Source organism: Clostridium beijerinckii (assembly GCA_003129525.1).
Lineage (GTDB): Bacteria > Bacillota > Clostridia > Clostridiales > Clostridiaceae > Clostridium > Clostridium beijerinckii_D.
In genome coordinates this window covers 2,566,767-2,589,022 of the sequence record CP029329.1, presented here as the reverse complement: position 1 = coordinate 2,589,022, position 22,256 = coordinate 2,566,767, and the positions used below count along the sequence as shown (strand labels likewise).

The window sequence follows — 22,256 nt, the reverse complement described above, 5'->3', positions numbered from 1 at the left end:
ATGACTAAATTATAACATATTATGGTTAATTTCTCCAATAAATGTTAAAGCAGTAAACTTATTTTTTATAAGGTTACTGCTTTAAATCAGAATGTTAGTTAAAAATATATCTGTTCCTATATCATATATTGTCTTCTTTGAATGCCCTCTTTTTCAATACTCTTTAACTTTGTAATTTGATAATAAATTATGCTTCTCTTGATTAATAAACATCCTTTACCTTATCTTTAAATTTAATTTTTACTTTAGGCCAATTTTTTTAATCATTACAATACAATGAACTAAGTAGCTTGTACCTGGTAAATTCACACAAGGGTCTGTGCCCTTAGTGGAGAACGAAGTGATTCACTTATGCTTATAAAATACACTTAACTTACATTCATATATAGATTTCAAATTATTATAGCTTTTATTTATATCCTTTGATATTTCACTAAAATTCTCCCATATCTTATGATCTATTTTATTTAATGGTTTTTCATCTTTGGGTATCTCTTCTATTAGCATATCAATAACTTCTATGTGATTATATAATTCACCAATTTTTCGATTAAACGCTTCTAATTCTTCTAAGCATTCAAATTTATATTTTATTTCATGTTGTTTTTTTATTTCCTCTAGTATAAATTTTTGTCTTTCTTCTTTCTCCTTTATTTCTTGTTGTTTATAATATCTAATAGTAATAAAAACACCTGCAATACTTAGAACTCCTCCAAATAACCCACCAAGATAGCTCCCTAAGAAAGAGACCCACTCAGAATTTGATATATTTGAAGGCCAATTGTTTCCTATTATGAATTTATCTAATAATATTGGAATAGCAATTAAAATAATTGTTATTAGAACTGCTATAAACAAGTTATTTTTCTTATTGCTCATCTTATTATCCCCTTATTTTATAATAGAAATGACACTCAATTCATAAGTGTCATTTCTAAGTGTATAATTATAATTCTATATTATTTAAAACATCTCTAAGTTTTTTTAATTCCTCCAAAGATAAAGTAACACCCTTCCCCATCTTCTCATGTTCAGGTGCCCAATCTCTCAAATCATATTTAGCGTCTTTTCCGTTCCAACTTATTAGATTTAATTCTTTAGTCCAGCCTTTTGGTGATTCTGATATAGAACCTAGTTCTTTTTCTATTTCAAATTTAATTTCTGCCATAAAGTTCAACCTCCTATTCCTATTTATCTGAATATTAATTCCAATTTGAATTATAAAAGTTTTAAAGTCTCAATAGAATTTACAATTAAGCCCCCCAGCTAAATCCCATAATTGCTTGATCTATAATATGTTCATAAACTATATTACTTTTTTGTGTGAAAATATCTCTTCCATAGGTTTCTGGTAAAAAGGTATTTAGAACATTTATGATTTCATGTTTTACTCTTTCTTTTGGTTGTGGATCATTTTGCCAACCTACAATGAATAGCTCAGATTTTTTCTGAATCAAGGTTTCATAAAGCATTTTTGCGGCAAGCTTCACCTTTTTTTCTTCATCCTTAAGTAATTTCTCTTTTCTAAGCAAATCGAAAATTTCAAGTTCTTCTTCACTTAATTCTTCTTTAATATGACGTTCTTCTTCTTGTTTTAATTCTTCCATCAATTTCAACAATTTTTCAAAGAAATCATCATTTTGAGAACCGCCTGCATTATAGTTATCTATAATATTTTGAAACAATTCCGCAAAGTTCCCGCGCGTTACATTTTTTTGTATCATTCTTGCAAGCTTTTCTTCAATAAATTTCCTAAGATTTGATATTTCAATATTTTTATATTTAGTCATTTTAAACTGTGCTCTTAATTCATCAATATTTAACTTTGACAAATCAATCTCTTTTCCAGTGGTAACAATGCTATAAGTAGCTTTCTCTTCAGCAACTAGTATACTTTGATCTAAAAGCTGATCAATTTTTATTCTAGCAGCTTCTAATTTTTCTGGACGTATTTTTCCATCAATAATACCTCGTAGATATAAAATAGCCTCTTTTAAAGAATTATCAAAATCCATTTTAAATATATCAGGTCTTAATGATTCATATAAAAGTTCTACAGTATTAGAATATACCTTAAATTCATTTTTCCATTCATCATTTCCTAAAATGATATTAGCAAAACTTTCAAAGTTATCAAGTTTTTTAAATGTATCAGCTTGTCCTATAACCAACTTAAAATCAACTCCAAGCTCAAAACAATATTGAACGGTTATTTCTATAGTCTGGTTAAGCTGATCTAATAACTTATGAATATCCTTAACAGGCATAACACCTTCTTCATCAGTACCATAATCGGCTAATGCTCTTTTTAAATATTTAAATATATCGAGATAATCTACAATAATTCCATTCTCTTTCCCTACATATACTCTATTAGCTCTTGCTATTGTCTGCATCAATGTATGCCCTTTCATTGGTTTATCAAGATAAAGAGTTGATACAGATGGCGCATCAAAACCTGTTAGCCACATAGAACAAACAAAAACAAGTTGTAGAGGGTGTTTATCATCTTTAAAATTATCCTCTATATCAAAGCCATTTTCATCAACTTCATTCATACGTTCTCTATGTATGTTTATAGATAATCCTTGCTTCTTAAACTTTTCTTCCTCTCCATCTTCACAACTGATAACTACTGCCATTTGCACACTACGCATGTAATTTACTATGCGTTTTAACTTTAACTTCTCTATCTCATCATTTTCTTTAGAAATCTGTGAATTAAGTTTTTTTATTTCTTCTTTCCAATAGTAATTTACCTTATCATACATCTTAACCGTAGTAAATTTGTCGACTGAAATAACCATACCCTTTCCAAGAAATCCTCTACGTGGAAAATGATAAACTATATCATTTGCAATAGTATCTAATCTATCGTCCCTTTTTAAAACTTCTAACTCTTTTGCATAATGATTTTCCAAACGCTTTTGCTCTGTTTCTGTTAAATTTTCTTCTTCTAAAACTTCAGCAAAGTCAGAATTTAAAAAGTCATTCTTCAGCTCCACTTCTGGTACTCTTTTTGTATAATATAGAGGTACCGTTGCATTATCCTCTATAGACTGAGCAAAGTTATATTCACTAACATAATCACCAAACCAAGAATTAGTTAATTTCTTACTACCAAGAAGTGGTGTACCTGTAAAAGCAATAAACTGTGCATTAGGTAGGCCTATCCTCAAATTTTCTGCTAAATCTTTATATTGAGTTCTGTGTGCTTCATCTACCATTACAATAATATCATCACGTTCTGATAAAATAGGATATTTCTTACCTTTATCATATCTAAATTTATGTATAAGGCTAAAAAGAATTGTCTTATTAGTTACCAGTTCCTCACGAAGTTTTGAACTATTCGATGGTCGAACCTCTTCTTCCTTTTTTATGAATTCTGTTCTCAAGAAATTTTTATATGTTTGATCATCTAAATCTTTTCTATCAGTTATTACTAAGAATGTAAAATTACCACTACATTTATGCTTTATCTTTCTTGAAAGCATAACCATAGAGTAGCTTTTCCCACTACCTTGAGTATGCCAAAAAACACCTAGTTTCCCTTTTAAATTCTCCCTATTAAGAAAAGCATTAAATGCTCTATTTACGCCCAAGAACTGATGATTTTTAGCTATAAGCTTTACTTTTTTTCTATCATATAAAATAAAGTTTTCTATATAATCAATTAAGGTGTCCTTTTTAAGTAATCCTCTAATTAGATATTCTAAACTAATGCAATTTTCTTTGATTTCCGCTCTATCTGGAGTCTCTTTTTCATCCTCAACTTTAAGCCATTCAAAAAAATGCTCATACCCTGCCTTAAAACTACCCAATTTTGTTTCCATTCCATTTGACAATACACAGATTTGATTAAAATTGAACAAATAAGGTATATCCTTTAAATAATCTGTAAGATTCTTATCATAAGCATTCTTTACTAATATATTTGAATTTTTAAGTTCAATAAATACAAGAGGTAATCCATTAATAAATATAATAAGATCAGGTCTACGCCAATGAACCTCTCCCTTTATCCACATTTGAGAGGCTACAATAAAACTATTTTTTAATGGTTCATTATAATTAATGATATTTAGTCTATCTTTTGTTTTCTTGCCATCTATTTCATACTCTACATTAATACCATTTCTAAGCATTTGATAGTTAGAATAATTCGTAAGCATTAAATCCCCAGTTTTAGAGGTACGTGAAAGCTTTTCCACCTCTTTTTTTATTGCATCTACAGGGATTTTAGGGTTAATCTCACACAACTTAATAAACAGAATATTAGGCAGCACAACCTGCTTTTTATCTTCTCTATCAGTATTATCTGGCAGAGTTTCTTTATCTATTGTATAGCAATTTATACTTTCGTACTTATTTACATCAACTAACATCTTAATAGCTGATTGTTCTATCATATCTTCAGTAATAATTTGTGCCATAATTTAACCCCCTTATTTTATACGTTACTTTATGCTAATTATAGTAATCTTTTAATCTATTGTCCATATTATTTCATTTAATGTATAAAATATGCAGTAGTAGTTCAATCGCCTACTACTGCATTTAAGATTACTTCATTTTTTTATACTTCTAATTTTCCACTCATAAGACGAGGTAATAATAAATCACGTTGTTTAATTAGGTTTTGGTTTTTCTTATAAAGGTTATATTTCTCTGCTATAATTGGCTCTACAATCCCTTTAAACCTTTCTAAAATTACCATACTAGGTATCAATACTTTAAACCCTCTCATAAACCCAAGTGATATAAACTGCTGCGATGAGCCGTTTGTCTGCTGTTTAAATAACTCTTGAATAGTGGAGTTCTTTAATAAACAATACAAGTAACACTTTTCAATATCACTTTGTGGTTTTAAAATAATAACATTTTTTACACTAAAGTCTATTCCATAATCTATAATACTAACACTACCAACAGTTCCAATATTGCTAAATAAGATATCTCCCTTATCTAAACCACTACGTTTCTTTATTTTCTCATGATCATATTCACTTATAAAATAAGCTTTACTAAAATCTATAAAATCATTTGTTATACATTTTCCTGTAATAAGATAATTCCCGCTTTCTGTTTGTTTCGGGGTGTCATGTGTACCATCAGTTACATAAATAAATTCACTTAATCTTCTAACTTCCCACTTCTGTGGCAGACCCTTTTCAAACTTTGTTTCCTTATAATTAGGAAAACGAAATCGCACAAACCACTCTTTATATAAGTTTTCTGCTGTTTTTTCTAAAAGTTCAATTCTACGATTATTATTTTCTATAAGTTCATCGTAAGCTGATAAAGTATCGGCTATTTTTTGTTGGGTGTTATAATCGTGTATTTTAAGTTTTATATTGTGCAAATGATTTTGGTTTAATGTCGGAACTCCTGCACCTGAATTATATGCTTCTAAATGCATTGTTTTTAAATAATAGTAAACATATTTAGGATAATTATCTTTAAAATCTTTTACATATAAAGTCGTATTTAATGGAATACAATCGCTTATAATATATTGTACTGCACCTAAACTTCCAGAACGTCCAGTAACAACACAAGGGCCTTTAACCTTAAAGTTGTTGTGGAATCCTTTTATATTAGTTGATGCAACGACAGGATACTCTCCAAATACCATCTTATCATTGGGTAAATCAAACCCTCTATTTAATTTAATGAATTCCTTGAACTTTACTTCATTCATGCCCTTCACCACCTTTTCCACTTTCCCTTAAAAGCCTATCAAAGTCATTTTCAAACACTCTATCTTGCACTATTCTATATTTTTCATATTCACTTTCTGCAAAGGCTTTTGCAATTTCTGCTGTAACCTTTCCTGAATTGTTTAAAATCTCATATTCATTGAATTGTAAAAAAGCATTGAGTTTATTTGCCCAATCTTCCATGGTCATTGGAATTTTTCTTTTAGCTTGATTTTCTGCATAATCTAGATACATAATAACTATTCTATTTAATGAATCCATTTCTTCTAAACTTAAATAGTTTTTTGCAACTGAAACATCACTTTTTAATATTTTACCCTTAGGTGAGTTTTTCCAAGCAGTTAATCCCATATTTTCTTTTTCTGAATTAGCTCTATCTATTATTAATTCTGCTGCTGTCTTACCATGAATGGCAAAATGCAATTTATTTTGTACAGTTTTAAAAAATGATTTAGTAGTAAGAGCATCAACAGAATAATCCATTGCTGTTGCATAAATATCTGTTATCTTCTGATAAAATCTTCTTTCACTAGCTCTAATCTCTCTAATTTCTTCAACCAAATGATCAAAATATTCTTCATTTAAAAACGTTCCATTTTCAAGTCTTTCTTTATCAATTACATAGCCACGAATTGAAAAATCCTTTAATACAGACGCTGCCCACTGACGAAATACAATTGCTCTTTCTGAATTGGTTCTGAAGCCAACTGCAATAACTGCTTCTAAATTATAAAATTTTATATTATATTCCTTCCCATCAGCTCCAGTTCGTCGGAATTTCCGACATACTGAATTTTCATCTAATTCACCATCAGAAAAAATATTTTTTAAATGTTCTGTAATAGTAGATCTACCTTTTTCATAAAGAGTTGAAATCATCTCCTGAGTTAACCACACATTTTCATCCACGACCATAACATCAATGGAATTCTCTCCACTCTGCGCGGTAAAAATCAAAAATTCTGCTGTACTATTGCGAATTTGAAGTTTATTATTTTCTTTATTCATATCCATTCACCAAAAGCTGCAGATTCTCTGCAATCTTTCCTTCAAGTTCTTTTGCATCAATATTAAGCTGTGTTAGCTCTTTATTAAGTGATAGCATTTCTGCTTTAAATTCTTCTTCTGTCAGTCCATCTTCTTCAATAACTACTCCAACATATCTCCCAGGATTTAAAGAATAATCTTGTTCTTTTATTCCATCCTCACCTTCAATAGTTGCAGCTTTGCAAAGACCTGTTATATCTTGATATTTGCCCTCTGGAAATCTTTCAAGCAGCCAATCAATATTTTCTTGCCAATATGATTTATCCTCTGCCTCTTCCATTGCTAATTTATATTCTTCAATTAATGTCCAAAACTCATCTGATCTATCTTCATAAAGTCTTGATATTATAGAAAGATTTTTAATTTGCTCATCAGAAAATTTACGATGTGCTCTATCAATTTGTGTAAATATATTTCTTGCATCAATAAATAAAATTTCATCCTTTTTTGACTTAGCGTTGTTAAAAAACCATAGAGTAGCCGGAAGTGTTACTGTACTAAACATATTTGATGGCAGTGTTACCATTTGACTTATAATACCACTCTCTATAAGCTTTATACGAATATCCTTTTCGCTGTTCCCTGCATCTGATGCAGAATTTGCCATAACAAGAGCAGCTCTTCCTTCTTCCTTTAAAGATGTAGCAAACATGTTAATCCATAAATAGTTCCCATTTGGTACTATTTCAGAAGCATCTCCCTTGGCTTTTTTTGTTTTGTTTTGTGGTACACCATATGTATTAAAACGTGGCTGATTTTTAACACTATCAAGTTCAATACCATCTACGTTAAAGGGAGGATTAGTTGTTATATTTAGTTCACTTATAATTTCCATACAAACAGCTCCTATATTACAGTTTAAACGGTAACTACATTATCTTTGAGTCTTTCCAGAAGCTTATAATAAGATAATATATGTTAAAGTAATACTCAAGGGGTTTAAACTAAGACCTTGACTATTACTTTAACATACATTGAATAGCCACTAGGCTTCTATATCTAATACTATGAATACAGTATTCCAATAAACTAAATATAATTGCCATAACATAGTCAAAATTCCCAAAGCATTCATACGGATCATTATAATATGAGTTCGCCTCTGTAATTGTTCCACGTATATTGTTTAGTGCTAAATTCATTTTTGCAAGCTTTACTGTTGCTCCTGTTTTTTCTACACCATAAGAACGAAGGTTTATAGTATTTCCATTTTTCTTGTGCTTATCTATATAATGAGCAGTTTGAACAAACATACCACCACTACCACAAGCAGGATCTAATATTTTTCCTTCTGTTGGTGCAAGGACTTCAACCATATAACGAACAACAGTTGATGGGGTAAAGAACTCTCCACCTCCTTGCCCTTCTGCTAATGCAAAGTTTCCAAGGAAGTATTCATATATCTCACCAAATACATCTATACTTATGTCATCTGGAATATCCTTAAATGTTTTAAGCAATTTTTTTAGAACAGTTTTATCATCACTGCTATTAATACTGTAATATTCATCTTTTGGCAAAGTATCAGCAAGTTCTGTTGTATATTTTTCAACAGCACTCATTGCTTCTTTCACCTTTTGTGCTAAGTTTTCATCTTCTGGTAACTTTAAAAGATAATCATACTTTGCCTCATCAGGGAGATAAAATCCACATTTTTCAATGGCAATTTCATGAATATCTCTTTCAATTCTAGTTCCTTTAGATTTTTCGTATTCTGCATTTATTTCAGTTTCATATTGTTTGTATTTACTCTCTGCAAATCTAAGAAAAATAAGTCCCAAAATAGGCGTAGCATATTCTGTGGATTTTAATCCTGAATTGGCACGAAGCTGATCTGCTGATGCCCATAATTTATCTTTTAAATCTTTTAATTGTTCATTAGTCATTCTTTTCCTCCACCTCTGGCAAATAATCAACGATATCTCCAATATTGCATTTTAACTCTTTGCAAATTCTTGCAAGAATATCCATATTTACAGGTTGATTTTTGCTAAGTTTTGCAAGTGTAGCTGGGGTAATATCAATTGAATCTCTAAGTGCTACCTTGTTCATATTCTTATCAATTAGTAATTTCCAAAGCTTTTTATAACTATATGCCATATTAACTTCTCCTGTATTCCTCTAAAATGCATAGAATTTATTAATTCTTATGTACCTTAATGTTTATTTTAACTAATTATACTATCCTAACTTACACGTTACAATATCTTTAGTATATATTCGTATACTTTTGATAGATTTATATTTAAAAATTAAATTTTAGGACAAATTAACAAATTAACAAATTAACTTTTTGTAAGCGTAAAAAAATTAACGGATAGATAAATATAAACCTTCATTGTTAAAATTAACATAGATTTTAACAATGGAGGTTTATTTACATGAATAATAATGAAAAGATAAATTGGAGAGAAATTGTTGCTACCTTTTCTTCTTACGAAGGAACGTTAGGAACTTTCTGCAATGCAAATCACATTACTAAAAGTCAATTTCATTACTATAAAAAGAAATTCAAGAATGAAGATAATAATTTACAGTTTCATGCAATTTCAATGAGAGAAGAAAAAGTAACAACTGAAATCACCGTAGTTCCAGCTGATAGACCTAATATAATAATAGAAATAGGAGCCACTAAAATATACGTACCGGCTAATGAAATAGCTGTTTTGAGCACTTTACTTAAGGATTTGATTACAAATGTTTAATCTTAATAAAGTTAATACAGTTTATCTTGCGTGTGGAATAACTGATTTGAGAAAAAGTATTGATGGACTAATCGTGATTGTGCAAACGCAGCTAAAACTGGATCCGTTTGAAAAATCCTTGTTTGTTTTTTGCAATAGGCAAATGAATAGAATTAAGATACTTCACTTTGATGAAGGATTCTGGCTGTACTATTTTCGACTTGAAAATAATAAATTGAAATGGCCGATGACTCCAGACGAAGCTCTTAAAATTAACAAAGAAGAATTGAAATGGCTGCTTATGGGATATGAAGTTAGAACTAAGTCTAAATTTAAGCCAATTGAAGTAAGAAATAGCTTTTAAAACAAATATCGCTGTAAACCCTTAATTTTGAACTTTTACAAGTTTCGGAATTGAGGGTTTTGTGGTAATATATCCCTATATTTGTTGTGAGGTATAGGGATGGATATTTTAGATTTAGAAAATCAACTTGATGAAAAAACAAAATTATTGATTTCTAAAATGGAAAAAGACATTGAATCAAAAGATAAGGAAATTGATGATTTAAAAAAGGAATTGGCTTTTCTTAAAGGACAGATCCTTAATAAAAACAGAAAAATTTTTGGACAATCTAGTGAACAAGTTGATTCGAGACAGCTCTCACTTTTTAATGATGCTGAAAAAAACAGTGGTATTAAAATAGATGAGCCTTCCGTTGAAGAAATTACATATACAAGAAAAAAATCATCTTCTCATTTAGGAAAGAAAGATAATTTATCCGGCCTAGATAGAATTACAATTGAGCATAAACTTACTGACTCTGAAACATTTTGCGATAAATGCGGGAATGTTCTAGTTATAATAGGTAAAAAATCAAAAGAAATTTTAAAATATAAGCCAGCAGAACTTTACATAGAAGAACATGTTTCATATACATATGCTTGCAAAAATTGCGAAGCGGATGCTGATAAAGCCAATATAATTTCTGCAAAAATGCCAAATACTTTCTTATATAAAAGTATGGCTTCAAATGAATTATTAGCTCATGTTGTTAGCATGAAATATCAATATGCAATGCCATTATATAGAATGGAATCATATTTTAAGATGATGAATGTTAATCTTTCAAGACAGACATTATCCAACTGGATAATAAGTTGTGCAAATGAACTTCAGCCTGTTTTTGATTATATGAAAGTGGAACTCTTAAGAAGAAATTATATCCATGCCGATGAAACCTATGTGAAGGTTATTGAAGAAAACGGAAAAGACTCCAACTCAAAAAGGTTCATGTGGCTATATCGCTCCGGAGGCATAGAGAACCACATAATTTTATATGATTATCAGAAAACAAGATCTGGCTCTTGTGCTGAAGAATTTCTTGAAGGTTTTTCTGGATATCTTCAAACAGATGGATATGATGGCTATAATAAAGTTAAGAATATAAAAAGACTATATTGTATGGCCCATATTCGAAGAAAATTCTTTGATATAATATCAACCTTAAACCCTGAAGCTCTAAAGCAGTCTCACGCATTAGAAGGGTTTAATTATTGTGAGCAACTTTATGAAGTTGAAAAGGATCTAAGGGAACAATATATATGTAGTGATGATTATTATGGTGATCGACATGCAATAAGGCTCAAGAGATCTTCACCCATTCTTAGTAAATTTCAAGAATATGTAGATAATGAAATTGTTAATGCGCTTCCTAAAAGTCCTTTAGGTAAAGCTCTTGCATATGCTCAAAAGTTGTTGCCATATATGAGAACTTTCTTGACAAATGGATGTCTTGAAATTGATAATAATGCAGCTGAAAGAGCTATAAAACCATTTGTAATTGGCAGAAAAAACTGGATGTTTTCCAAGACAGTAAAAGGCGCAAAATCAAGTGCAGTACTTTATAGTATTACCGAAACGGCTAAAGCCAATGGCTTAGCAGTGGAAAAGTATTTAGTATATTTATTCGAAATGTTTGCAAATTCAGAAGTTAAGGAAAAGGACATACTAGAAAAATGTATGCCATGGTCTGAAAGCATTCCAGATGAACTGCGCGTTAAGACTACCAAATAATTATTTCTATATAAAATTGTACCCAACAGAGAATATAAGTTTTTCTGTTGGGTTTATTTTATCACTTAAATTATGCTACCGCTACGCGTCGATTCATTGACGCTTACAACTTTTTGCCCAAAATCTAAACAAATACGCAAATATCCCTAGTTCCGCGTAAAAGTTAGACCCCCTAAAGCAAAAAATTCCCCAAAACAAGTTTGGGGAACATATAAAACACATTATCAAATTTTCTAAAAACCCTTGAAACCCTTTGATATCAGCCTATTTCTTAACTAGCTTCACAACCGTCTCAACGTGAGGTGTATTAATGAACATTAGCAGCTAAAACTATTCCATTTTTTATAATTAGTCTATTTTCTTACATAAATTGAAAACTCACTAACAAGCTCTACTGCTAAATATACAACTCTAATTAAATTTAATTCATATAAATTATTTCATTCAAATACTTCAGAAAAAACTGTTCCAGTTTTTATAAGGGGTCAGACCCCTTACAGAGATTGGAAGCTTGCTGACAAGCTCTGTTGTTAATTTTTAATTAAAATAACATGTTGTAGAAAATAGATTTTATTACACTTCTACTTTTTTGACTTTAAATACTCTATGAATTCATCCTTGTGTGGCAGGCTTTTAAACATTGATAATTCGTCCCATGTAATTGATTTGTATTTATCATCCTTTTCCTTGCTCACATAAACAAGTTCAATGTTATGATTAGGATAAATAACTTTTCCTATTTTATTAATCCATTCTTGTCTAATCTGCATTTGGTCCTTATTTTTTGATACACCTTGTTTTTTCGCAATTTTTGAATTCCATTTACACTCAATAATAATAAAATTTCTCTTACCTATTAAAATCACATCAATTTCAGGTCCTCCTGATACATTAGTGTCTGGATGAGGTAACCTCTGCCATAGTTTAATTTCACAATAATCATCATTTTGTAGTAAGCTAATTTTTGATAGAAATTCATTAAAGAAATCTAATCTTATTCTATCATCAAGTTTTGAAATATATCCAAATAAGGACCAAGTAATTGCATCTTCACTATTGATTGATTGTAAGTCTGTGTAAAAATGTTTTATACCACTTAATTCTTCATGATACTTTCCATCATAATCATATATATGATTACTTTTAACAATTTTAGACACAATTTCAATAGGGGGGACTATAGTATTTTTAGGGATGAGAAGATTGTCCAAATAGTTTATATAAGCTTTAGCATTTCCTTTTGAATTTACTGTTTTATGCACAAAATTACCTCCTTTATAATTATTAATATTTCTCTCCCAGAATATTATATTACCCTAATAATTTATCAATTTCATATACAGTTATTTTCCCACTTAAATAACTTTCTTTTATTTCGTTATTAAAATCACTATTCTCACTAAGGATTCCTTTTAGCCTTTCATACTCATTTTGATTTCGGAACTTACTTGACCAACTAGACCTAATTGAATTTTTTTCTTTATTTTCAAAAGGAGTATTGCAACTTACAATCTCAATTATTTTATTAATAAACTCTATTATTGTTTCTAAATCACATTCTAATTCATTAATCTGAATGTGATTGGATATTGTATTTTTCAAATCATTAATTTTATTGCTTATTTTTTGTAATTCCTTTATTATATGTTCTTTACTTTCTTCTTTAATATGATTACTTCCATTAATATAGTAATACTCGTTAGTATTAATATAACCATGCTTAGATAAAGCGCCTATGTACTTTTTTATAAAATCACTAAAACTCTTTTCAAAATTTAAATTGCCAATAATATTTAATTGGTTAATTTTATTTAATATATATACATATTCCCTATTTGTTTTTAATGCACAATAATTTATTGTCTGAATAAATTCCGTATTAATATCTGTAATATTTTCGATTTGAAAATAACAATCTATCAATGCTATTTCTTGTTCATCAGTTGCATCTAATATTCGAAAAGCTTTAAACAACTCAACAAAACTCGGAACTCCCATTAGAAATATAGTTCCATTATCAACTTCTTTACTGTCTAAATAAAATATACTATCCCAAAATTCTCCATATGCGCTAATTTGCTCATCTTTTGGTTTTATCAATACTTCATTGATAAATCTTTTTCCAACGTACTCATAGTTAGTATCTTTAGATTTCCCATTCTCCAACAGATTCCATATGAGTCTATCTTTTTTTTCATTATTTATTCTATTTTTCAAACCCTTAATCGGCTCTTCCATTCTTGAGTTTAATTTATTTTTATAATCACTTTCTTCAATAATTTGATCATTATTATAATTAAATAACCTTGAAATACAATAATTTATTTTATTTTGATCATCATTAAATATCTCATTAATTTTTTCATTATTCAATTCTTTTAACTTATACATAGAAATTAATTCAGTTATTGTATATGAATTTGATTCGAAATTAAATTTAAGTGTCTCTAATAATCCATTCTCTATATTTAATTTTTCATAGATATCTGGTAAGAAATGCTTTATGAAAAAGAAGCTGATTACAGTTTCTTTTTCTTTCTTATACTCTTCATCTTTCAGTATAATATTTAGTTCAAATATATAATGTTCAACACTCCTTACGCTAAAATTTAAAATGTTCATGTATAATTCTTTGTCCATTCCAAATTCATCTTTCAGAATATTGTACCTATACATTTGTGCATGATTTCTCATAAAATCGAAATCTTTCATTTCTAATATATCTTTATCTATACCATTTTCCTTTAATACAAATTTAACTATTTCAAAAAAATTCATTTCTGTTAAATTCATTTTATAAGGTATGTACTTCTCTAGGTAACCACTAGCAAATTTAAGTTCTTTCAATTTTGCTTCATCATATTGATAAATAATTTTTATATTATTAGTAGTAAGCTTTTCAGATAACCCAAAAATTCTTTTAATAACTTTTTCATCTGATATTCTATCTATATCTTCATATATAATCACAATTTTTTTATTTATCCTTCTTAATTCCTCTTTAAACCCTTTAATAGTTTCTGAATAAGAGTAATTTTCAGCAAAAATTAAATTCCATACTTGTTGAATATTATTTTGATCTATGAAAAATTTTTTTAAATTATTGGAATACTTTGATATTATCCCATGTTTATACATTATTTTTTCAATTTCTTTTATTAAAATTATTTGAAGTTCATCAAGATTACACGATAAAATATCTATTTCAATAATTTCATATTCATCCTTAATCTTTTCTTTCAATTCATTAACTAGAAATGATTTTCCCCCTCCCCATATGGCATTTATTCCTATAATATTGAACATGTCTAAGTAATATAAAAGTCTTTCTAAATCTTTTTCCCTTTTAAAAATCAACTTATTATTATTTAATTTACTATAATTATATGAATTTAAGAAAAAACTACAACTTGATATGATCAATATAAATGCAGAAATTACTGCTATTCCTATCCATGTAAAATTTTCATTAATCAATTCACTATATAAAACTTTATTTATATATATGTATGATACAAAATTTCCCAAGGTTGTTATTATAGCTATATCAAAAATCTCCTTACTTTTTTTCATGTTATAATTCCAAAACAACCAAAACCATATAAATAATATAACTAAATAATATTGAACTATATTAATTTTAACTGTATTAAATATTATTGAAGATAATATAATAGTTTTTATTAGTCTATTAACAAATAATTTTATATTTTCCATTTGTGTCTCTCTATCCTTTAATTTCATATTAGTACTTTTAATTTTAATTTTAATTCATAAGCAATACTTTTTTCGTAAGATATTCCATAAGTAAGCAGTTAAATATCTTGTTATATATGCATTCCTGCCTCATATGAATAATGGTAAATTAGTAAATATGCTATAATAACACGATCATTTCCATTAACATTAAGTTATTTTTGAAAAGAAAAATACTATGATGTTAGAGGTAATGCTCAAAGTAGTTATCGCTATATTATAAATAAAAAGTACCATATCAACTTCTTTTAAATTCTATATATTCACCTAGTTCTAGATGATAAATTTTCCAACCATTTTCTATCCATGCCCTAGTTATTGTATGTGTTTTTGTTGGACTCCAATATGGTTTGTGTTTATAAGCTGAAGAACATAATTTAAAGCCTATGATCTTTTCTATTTCAGCATATGTCAGTATAAGTTCATTTGCTTGGTTCTGCTTAAAAAAATTCATTAACTTCTGAAATTTATAATCATTTATCATAATTTCACCCCACTCATAATATAGGTTTCCTATTTTTCAATCTTAATTCGTTTGAAATACTGGCTAATTTATTGGATCCAAAATCATCTTGAATATTAATCATGTAATATACATAAAATCGTAATCTTCTAAAGTCCACTTATCTCCCAAATCTCTTGGATGTCTTGGTTTTATTCCTTCACTATCCATAAAACATTTTGTTTTGCTTTTATATGGGATAAGTATTTTTTCAATTTCTATTTTACGATTCTTTATATATTTTTTATTGTCACGCACCCACGCAATTATTATAATATCAGCTTCTTCAAACGCAAGTTCAATATACGTATTGTTATATCTTTCGAATTGTTCTTCTCTTTCATGCAACTTACTTGGGTCAGTAGTCATATATGAAAACAAATTAACTATATTCACGCTTCCAAAATTATTGTCTATTAAGAAATTAGTTAAATTCATTACAGTTTTATCACTTTTCAACTCATTCGCTTTGCTTGGATTAAGCATTATAACTGTTGCGCTTTGTTTGTTGTTATCCCATACCCGAGTCAGCCTATACCTATAGTTTCCATCATCCGATACTATTGCAGTGGATTTAATGCTTTTCTCTAATATCATTACCATTACATATTATCTCCCTTATCTTACTTGAATTAATTACTTGATGAATTAATTGTCTTCAGTAAATTCTTTTATAAAAGTTGGCGCTCTTAATGTTGATGGTTTATTTATAATTATTTCCTTTAATGTATCTAAAAATCCCATATAATCTCCCACCTCATAATTTTTTTCTCAATAATATGTCTTTATTTAAATTTATCTCAGTCTACTTTACATCATAAACCAGTGAATATATACAACTCTAAATTGCATTATCCATTAGATATTGTTTTATAATTTCCTTTAACTTATCTGATATCTCAAAAAACTCCCTATTCAAATCCACACATCTAATAAAAATATCATTACCACTCAATTGATAATCTTCGCTTACTTCATAAGAAACAGTTGGATAAAGTAACATTCCACTAACGTTCCCATCAAAATTACTATTTTTAACATAAGTAAAAATTTGATACAAGTTACCTGAAATAAATGATTTATTATTACTCAAATAATTCTTTTGCATACACTCACTATAGAATTTTGTATCAATTATAAGTTTTCGGTTACCATTCGCTATTGAAATATCTGTATTCATATTTGGCAAAAAGTCTATATAGTTATTATCACTTTTCCATTTAATCTGTTCCTGATATTTAACTTTATATTGTGGAAATTCTTGTCTATAGAATTCATATATAAACTTTTCATAAAGAATTGCCATTTGTCTATCTTTTATAAATGTAACAAATTTATTTTTACCTTGTGTTTCATTTACAATAAGCCCTTCATTAATTAGATAACATATATTTATAAGCATTTTGTAAGTCAAATTGTTTTTATGATATCTAAGCTTAGACCATTCTATGTGTTTTATAGTTATTTCACTTATTTCTCCAAAGTAAAGCATTAAGCTTTTAAGTTTTTTCTTCTTAGCTACATTAACTTCATCATTTTTTATAAGTTTAATGCACGTTGATTTTATAATTTGATTTAAAATGTTATCACTACTAAATTCATCATAAACACAATGTAGTTTCATACTTGATTTAACTTTTAATTGTATAGATTTCCCGATGTCAATTTTCCCTCTAACCACTGATAATGGCTCATCATTATTAATATATTCTTTGTAAATGCCCTGCTTAACTTGCTTTCTAATCCCTATAATTAGAATTTCAGTTAATAAGTCATATATATTTTCAAACTTTTCTTCTCCTAGTTTTTCAAAGCTATCTTGCTTTAGTACATTATAAGCATAAGAAAGCATACAATATATATTTCTAATTGGTATTTTAAGCTGATAATTTGAGCTATTCATTATTTACCGCCTCATTTAATCTTTGTGCATAATTTTCTACTATAGACGCATTTTCAATCCAATACTCTTCAAGCAATGGAATTATATCGCAATCTATTATTTCTAATAATTCGTCATCACTAGAATTTTTTAAATTACAAAAATAACTGTGCCCAATTTTAAATCCTTTTCCAAGAGATTCGTCTTTTTCGATATCAGCATTTATGGTTTTTATTACATTTAAAACTCTATTTAAGTTTGTATCATTAAATTTTTCTGTGTATTTATCAAATCTTTCTCCAAATGCCGGCTCTATTTCTATAAAACTAAACCTTCTTCTAAGTGCATAATCAATTAGTGCAATACTTCTATCTGCTGTATTCATAAGTCCTATGATAAATAGGTTTTTCGGAATATAAAATTCTTTTTCACTATAAACTGTACTCATAGCAAATTTTTCTCCACGTTTATCACATTCAATAAGAAGCATTAACTCTCCAAATATTTTACTTAAATTCCCTCTATTTATTTCATCAATAATAAAATAGAAATTTTCATTTGGATTATTTATTGCCTTACAACAGAACTTATAAAAAACACCTTCTACAATATCAAAACCTCCTGATTTATTTGGACGATAACCCATTATAAAATCTTCATATGAATAGCTTTGATGGAATTGAATCATTTGCACCTTATCTTTATCAATTTTACCTAATATAGAATATGCAATCTTTTTAGCTAAATAACTTTTACCTACACCTGGTGCCCCTTGAAGTATTATATTGTTCTTTCTATTTAGACGATTAACTATTGTATTATATTTTTCCTCATTTATATATGCATCTTCTAAGAAGTTTTCTTTTGTATACACTACATATTCTTGTGTGTTGTTAACTTCATTATCATATGCAGTTGTATTTTCAAGTATATTTACATTATCAATTATTTCAATAGGTTCTTCTTCTTCAATTTTTGCAATATCTATTAATCTATAATTTTTAAAAGAAAAATATTTATCTCTATATTCTTTAATTATTCTGATGTTTTTTATAAAATTTGAAGTATCCTTTGGTTTTTCTAATTTAATTCCTAATTTCTCATATGTTGTTGTACCTTGTCCTTCTTTTCCATTTATTATTGGAAAAATAAAAGGTTTTAAACAATGCAAAAAAGTTGATAAACTTCCTATTCCAATTCCTTTTATTTGATTTTTCAAAGTTTGTTCTGTTCTACTTAATATTTCTTCTTCTTCATCCATATCCACTATATCTGTACATAGTTTAATAAATTCTTTTGCAGAATTTTCATCATTTCCAGGCTTCTTAAAAGTCATAAAGCCTGTCCCAAACATTCCTACGCAATTTTCACCATCATAATTATTGCTATATTTAGTTTGCTTCGCATCATTATCAATCTTCTCCATTAAATTTTTAATACGATCCTTTTCATTGTCTGGCAAATTTGATTTATCTATCAATTCCTTTTTTGAGTTTGTTTTTCTTCTAAAAGTACCAACTGATGTAAAAAATAAAGCATCTAGATCATCAAGATTTATATTTTCAGAAGGTACAGTTTTAAAGGCTCTTGTTGTTTCTCTTACTAATTCATAACTTCCATCATGTTTATCTGGAATCAATTCTTCAGCATTTTTTAGATACTTATATACTGAATTGGGCTTTTGGACTTTTTCATATAAATAACTTAACTTAAATAATATATCTTTTAATTTCTCTGATTCAGTATCAAGTTCTGTAATTTGTTCTTTATTAAAAAATACTCCAACACTAATAATTATTCCATTAGTTCTTGAAAACCAATTACTCTTTTCTGGTATATTAAAATACTCATATAATGTACATTTATACTTTCCTGCATAAATATAAAACGAGTTTAAATCTATGTTGTATTTTTTGCTCCATTCACCAATATTGCTTAAAAGCAAACTACAATATTCTTCTTTTGATAATTCTGAATTTTTATTTGCAAATTCGTAGCTTAATTCAATTGCTAACTCATCTTTGTTTACATAAAGTGATATACATGTTGCAGATCTATCAAATGGTGTAAATTTAAATCTGCTCCAAAATGATTTATGTAATCCCCATCCATATTGCCAAGATTGGATTATTGGTTTGTCTAATTTATTATAATTCATCCCAAACTCACTACACCATTCTGACCATTTTCCATGGACAGTTTGAAATAGATTTTTAGTTTCCTCATCACCTTTTTTATATTCAAAATTATCTCTATCAAAAATCTCAAAAAACTCTTTTACAAATTTCATAATCAATCTCCTCGTCTTTTATGTAATTATTTAATAATTTGAAAGTTTCTCCAAAACTCCAAACCCCTGATTAACCGCAACCCCATAAACAGGCCCAATCTCCCTCTTCAACCTCTTAACAAATTCCTCTTCATCTGTTCCATCTTTAAACTTCCTAGCATCTTCAATTTTAAGCAGCTGCCTATATTCATCAATCTGGTTATTCCTCTTATCATCAACCACAAAACAAAATGCCTCATATTGAATTTCACAAAACCTATCTATATAAGAATCATAATCAAGTAAATTATCACTCTTCTTACTATTAATATTCTTAAAAGTCGGAACTAAATTCCACATTTGATCATGTAGTACAAAGCTCCAAGGGATAAAGTGATCTATGCTTAAAACTCCATTAAGCCTATAGTTTTCACTTGTAAAATCCAAGCCTGTGCATAAATCACTAATATGCTTTTGCTCTATAATCTTCGTCCATATTTTTGTTTGTTCTCTTAAATTTCTGCTCTTTGGAGCTTCTAATTTCATGGCTATTCCAGGAACAGTTGGATTTCTTTTTTGAAGGAAGCAAACAAGCTTATAATATGCCCAGCCTTGAATAATTTTATAGTTATATTTTAAGTAATTGCTCCAATTTTCCTTTACTCTAATACAATTTTCACTTTTCTCATTCTTATATATTTCATAAATGCACTTAATATCTTCACCTGAAAATTCCTCTATCATCTTTTGAACCTTTGTGTACCCTTTAAGCTTGTCCTCAAAAAATGGAGATAAGAATCTATATGGGACATTCAATGTTAAATCTTTAAGCATTTTATTTAATATTTTGTCTTCAGATTCATAAATAAATTCAAAAAGCTTACGTTCATCATAATTGCTTTCTAACTTGTATGTATCTGAAATATAATTAACTACTTTAGCTAAATTGTCACAAAATCCAAAACTAAGTTTAAACTTTGAAATTGGATACCATGCGTAAACTACCATTTTACTTATTAATTTTCTAAATTCAATTTCAGTATTTCCAATTGAAATTTCATCTAATAATGATAACAGCCAGTACATTTTATAGCTAGCAACTACCTTATCATCTCTTAATACCCTAGAAAATGTAGCATAATCAACTTCATTACTATATGGTACTTCTGATATTTCTTTTGGTAGTATCATAGTTTTATTTTCTGTATATATTCCATTCATCTGAATTCCACCCAACATCTAACAAAATACTTTATGGTTATATTTTACCATATAAATATATTTTTCCACATAAAATAAGAGCTTATTTTTACATAAACTCTTAAAATTTTTATGTTATTATTTAAAACATTGTTTAAATTCTTCAAAAGATTCTGCTTTAAGAATTTTATCAGCAAGAATTTTTGTCTCTTCCTCTGACATATTATCTACCTTTTTTTGATCTTCTTCAGGAATTTGCTTAAGTAATTTCATTATTACCTTCTCAAGTTGCTTATTTAATTGATCATCTAATACTTTAGTCTTTATTTTTTTCTTTTTACCATTTAATTTATTTTTTTCATCCATACCACCAATTCCTCTCGTTTTTTTGTTTTCTAGGTTCTTTGTTTGAGTTTTATTACATATTTTATCCATATCTTCCTTAATTTTACTATAATTATGGTTATATATCAACATCTTTTTCACTTAAATTTCCAAAAATTTTAATAGGTAGCTTTAAGTACAATCCCCTCTTTAAATCCACCTCTCTCGTCCAGCTTCTTGTCTCTAGCCTTCAAAAGATCTTCTTCACTATATCCTAAGCTATCTGCAAGTCCAAATAAAACTTCCATAACATCAGCTAATTCTTCTAAATTTTTATCTTTTAAAAATTCATTTACTTCCTCTTGTAATTTTGCTTCTAAGAGCTTGTACTTTTCTTCTCCATATACAATTAAAGTATCACATTCTCTTCCATCTGCTTTTATAATTTCTGGTATTTTATCTCTTACTAATTTATTATATGTTTTCATTAACATTCATCCTTTTCATAATTATTTATAAACTTTTCTAAAACCTCGTACACTGTCTGTAAATCCCATGCCTTCATAGAATTTATGTGTGTCTTTTATGAAATCCAATGATACCAAAATTGCATAAGCACATTTTTTCCTTTTAGAAAACTCATATTCATTTTAAATCCACCTAACAATACATAAACTTTTCTTATGGATATATTTTACCATAAAAGCATATTTTACAACAAAAAAAATAAGAGCCTATTTTTATAAGCTCTAAAATGGTCCTTCTTTATTCTCCATAAACTCTCCTTGCGCCTTG

18 protein-coding genes and 3 pseudogenes are annotated in these 22,256 nt (G+C 28.0%); 3 read left to right on the top strand and 18 right to left on the bottom strand.

Annotated features, from left to right (window positions below; translation table 11 throughout):
* Nucleotides 1-345: 345 nt before the first annotated feature.
* From DIC82_11560 to DIC82_11525, 8 genes and pseudogenes are all read right to left on the bottom strand, one after another.
* Nucleotides 346-879 (bottom strand): hypothetical protein, encoded by a 534-nt coding sequence (locus DIC82_11560; protein ID AWK51621.1) that lies wholly within the window; start codon nt 877-879, stop codon nt 346-348.
* Nucleotides 880-946: 67 nt separating this feature from the next.
* The gene (locus DIC82_11555; protein ID AWK51620.1) at nt 947-1,168 is read right to left on the bottom strand and encodes a hypothetical protein; all 222 of its coding nucleotides are present in this window, start codon (nt 1,166-1,168) and stop codon (nt 947-949) included.
* An 85-nt stretch (nt 1,169-1,253) separates the two neighbouring features.
* Entirely contained in the window at nt 1,254-4,436 is a 3,183-nt protein-coding gene (locus DIC82_11550; protein AWK51619.1) for a deoxyribonuclease, read from the bottom strand.
* Nucleotides 4,437-4,579: 143 nt separating this feature from the next.
* Nucleotides 4,580-5,704, bottom strand: coding sequence for a restriction endonuclease subunit S (locus DIC82_11545; GenBank protein AWK51618.1), 1,125 nt, complete (start codon nt 5,702-5,704; stop codon nt 4,580-4,582).
* Nucleotides 5,697-6,731 carry a cell filamentation protein Fic gene (locus tag DIC82_11540; protein AWK51617.1) on the bottom strand — a complete coding sequence of 345 codons (1,035 nt, stop codon included), beginning with the start codon at nt 6,729-6,731 and terminating at the stop codon, nt 5,697-5,699. The genes DIC82_11545 and DIC82_11540 overlap by 8 nt, the downstream gene beginning before the upstream one ends.
* Nucleotides 6,724-7,572 (bottom strand): annotated as a pseudogene (locus DIC82_11535) (N-6 DNA methylase). Before DIC82_11535 ends, DIC82_11540 begins: the two are co-directional and overlap by 8 nt.
* A 238-nt stretch (nt 7,573-7,810) precedes the next feature.
* Nucleotides 7,811-8,656, bottom strand: a pseudogene (locus tag DIC82_11530) (N-6 DNA methylase).
* Nucleotides 8,649-8,870, bottom strand: a complete 222-nt coding sequence (locus tag DIC82_11525; protein AWK51616.1) for a transcriptional regulator — start codon at nt 8,868-8,870, stop codon at nt 8,649-8,651. The pseudogene DIC82_11530 and the gene DIC82_11525 overlap by 8 nt, the downstream one beginning before the upstream one ends.
* Before the next feature lie 281 nt (nt 8,871-9,151).
* Here DIC82_11525 and DIC82_11520 point away from each other — a divergent pair, with 281 nt between their 5' ends.
* From DIC82_11520 to DIC82_11510, 3 genes are all read left to right on the top strand, one after another.
* On the top strand, nt 9,152-9,475 hold the full coding sequence (locus DIC82_11520) for a hypothetical protein (GenBank protein ID AWK51615.1): 324 nt from the start codon (nt 9,152-9,154) through the stop codon (nt 9,473-9,475).
* The gene (locus DIC82_11515; GenBank protein ID AWK51614.1) at nt 9,468-9,818 is read left to right on the top strand and encodes an IS66 family insertion sequence hypothetical protein; all 351 of its coding nucleotides are present in this window, start codon (nt 9,468-9,470) and stop codon (nt 9,816-9,818) included. The genes DIC82_11520 and DIC82_11515 overlap by 8 nt, the downstream gene beginning before the upstream one ends.
* Before the next feature lie 99 nt (nt 9,819-9,917).
* Nucleotides 9,918-11,528 carry an IS66 family transposase gene (locus DIC82_11510; GenBank protein ID AWK51613.1) on the top strand — a complete coding sequence of 537 codons (1,611 nt, stop codon included), beginning with the start codon at nt 9,918-9,920 and terminating at the stop codon, nt 11,526-11,528.
* Between the two features lie 581 nt (nt 11,529-12,109).
* On the opposite strand, the gene DIC82_11505 is transcribed toward DIC82_11510, so the two are convergent.
* The 10 genes and pseudogenes from DIC82_11505 to DIC82_11460 form a co-directional block, all read right to left on the bottom strand.
* Entirely contained in the window at nt 12,110-12,790 is a 681-nt protein-coding gene (locus DIC82_11505) for a hypothetical protein (protein AWK51612.1), read from the bottom strand.
* Nucleotides 12,791-12,839: 49 nt separating this feature from the next.
* Nucleotides 12,840-15,272 carry a hypothetical protein gene (locus tag DIC82_11500; GenBank protein AWK51611.1) on the bottom strand — a complete coding sequence of 811 codons (2,433 nt, stop codon included), beginning with the start codon at nt 15,270-15,272 and terminating at the stop codon, nt 12,840-12,842.
* A gap of 250 nt (nt 15,273-15,522) precedes the next feature.
* The gene (locus DIC82_11495; protein ID AWK51610.1) at nt 15,523-15,768 is read right to left on the bottom strand and encodes a hypothetical protein; all 246 of its coding nucleotides are present in this window, start codon (nt 15,766-15,768) and stop codon (nt 15,523-15,525) included.
* Nucleotides 15,769-15,867: 99 nt separating this feature from the next.
* Nucleotides 15,868-16,389: a hypothetical protein gene (locus DIC82_11490; protein AWK51609.1), complete on the bottom strand. Its 522-nt coding sequence runs from the start codon at nt 16,387-16,389 to the stop codon at nt 15,868-15,870.
* A 238-nt stretch (nt 16,390-16,627) separates the two neighbouring features.
* Nucleotides 16,628-17,689, bottom strand: coding sequence for a 5-methylcytosine-specific restriction endonuclease system specificity protein McrC (locus DIC82_11485; protein ID AWK51608.1), 1,062 nt, complete (start codon nt 17,687-17,689; stop codon nt 16,628-16,630).
* The gene (locus DIC82_11480) at nt 17,682-19,958 is read right to left on the bottom strand and encodes a hypothetical protein (GenBank protein AWK51607.1); all 2,277 of its coding nucleotides are present in this window, start codon (nt 19,956-19,958) and stop codon (nt 17,682-17,684) included. The genes DIC82_11485 and DIC82_11480 overlap by 8 nt, the downstream gene beginning before the upstream one ends.
* Nucleotides 19,959-19,988: 30 nt before the next feature.
* Nucleotides 19,989-21,158 carry an HNH endonuclease gene (locus DIC82_11475; protein ID AWK51606.1) on the bottom strand — a complete coding sequence of 390 codons (1,170 nt, stop codon included), beginning with the start codon at nt 21,156-21,158 and terminating at the stop codon, nt 19,989-19,991.
* Nucleotides 21,159-21,275: 117 nt separating this feature from the next.
* The gene (locus tag DIC82_11470; protein ID AWK51605.1) at nt 21,276-21,614 is read right to left on the bottom strand and encodes a hypothetical protein; all 339 of its coding nucleotides are present in this window, start codon (nt 21,612-21,614) and stop codon (nt 21,276-21,278) included.
* A gap of 26 nt (nt 21,615-21,640) precedes the next feature.
* Entirely contained in the window at nt 21,641-21,949 is a 309-nt protein-coding gene (locus DIC82_11465) for a phosphoribosyl-ATP pyrophosphohydrolase (protein ID AWK51604.1), read from the bottom strand.
* Nucleotides 21,950-21,970: 21 nt separating this feature from the next.
* A pseudogene (locus DIC82_11460) lies at nt 21,971-22,099 on the bottom strand (GNAT family N-acetyltransferase).
* Nucleotides 22,100-22,256 lie beyond the last annotated feature (157 nt).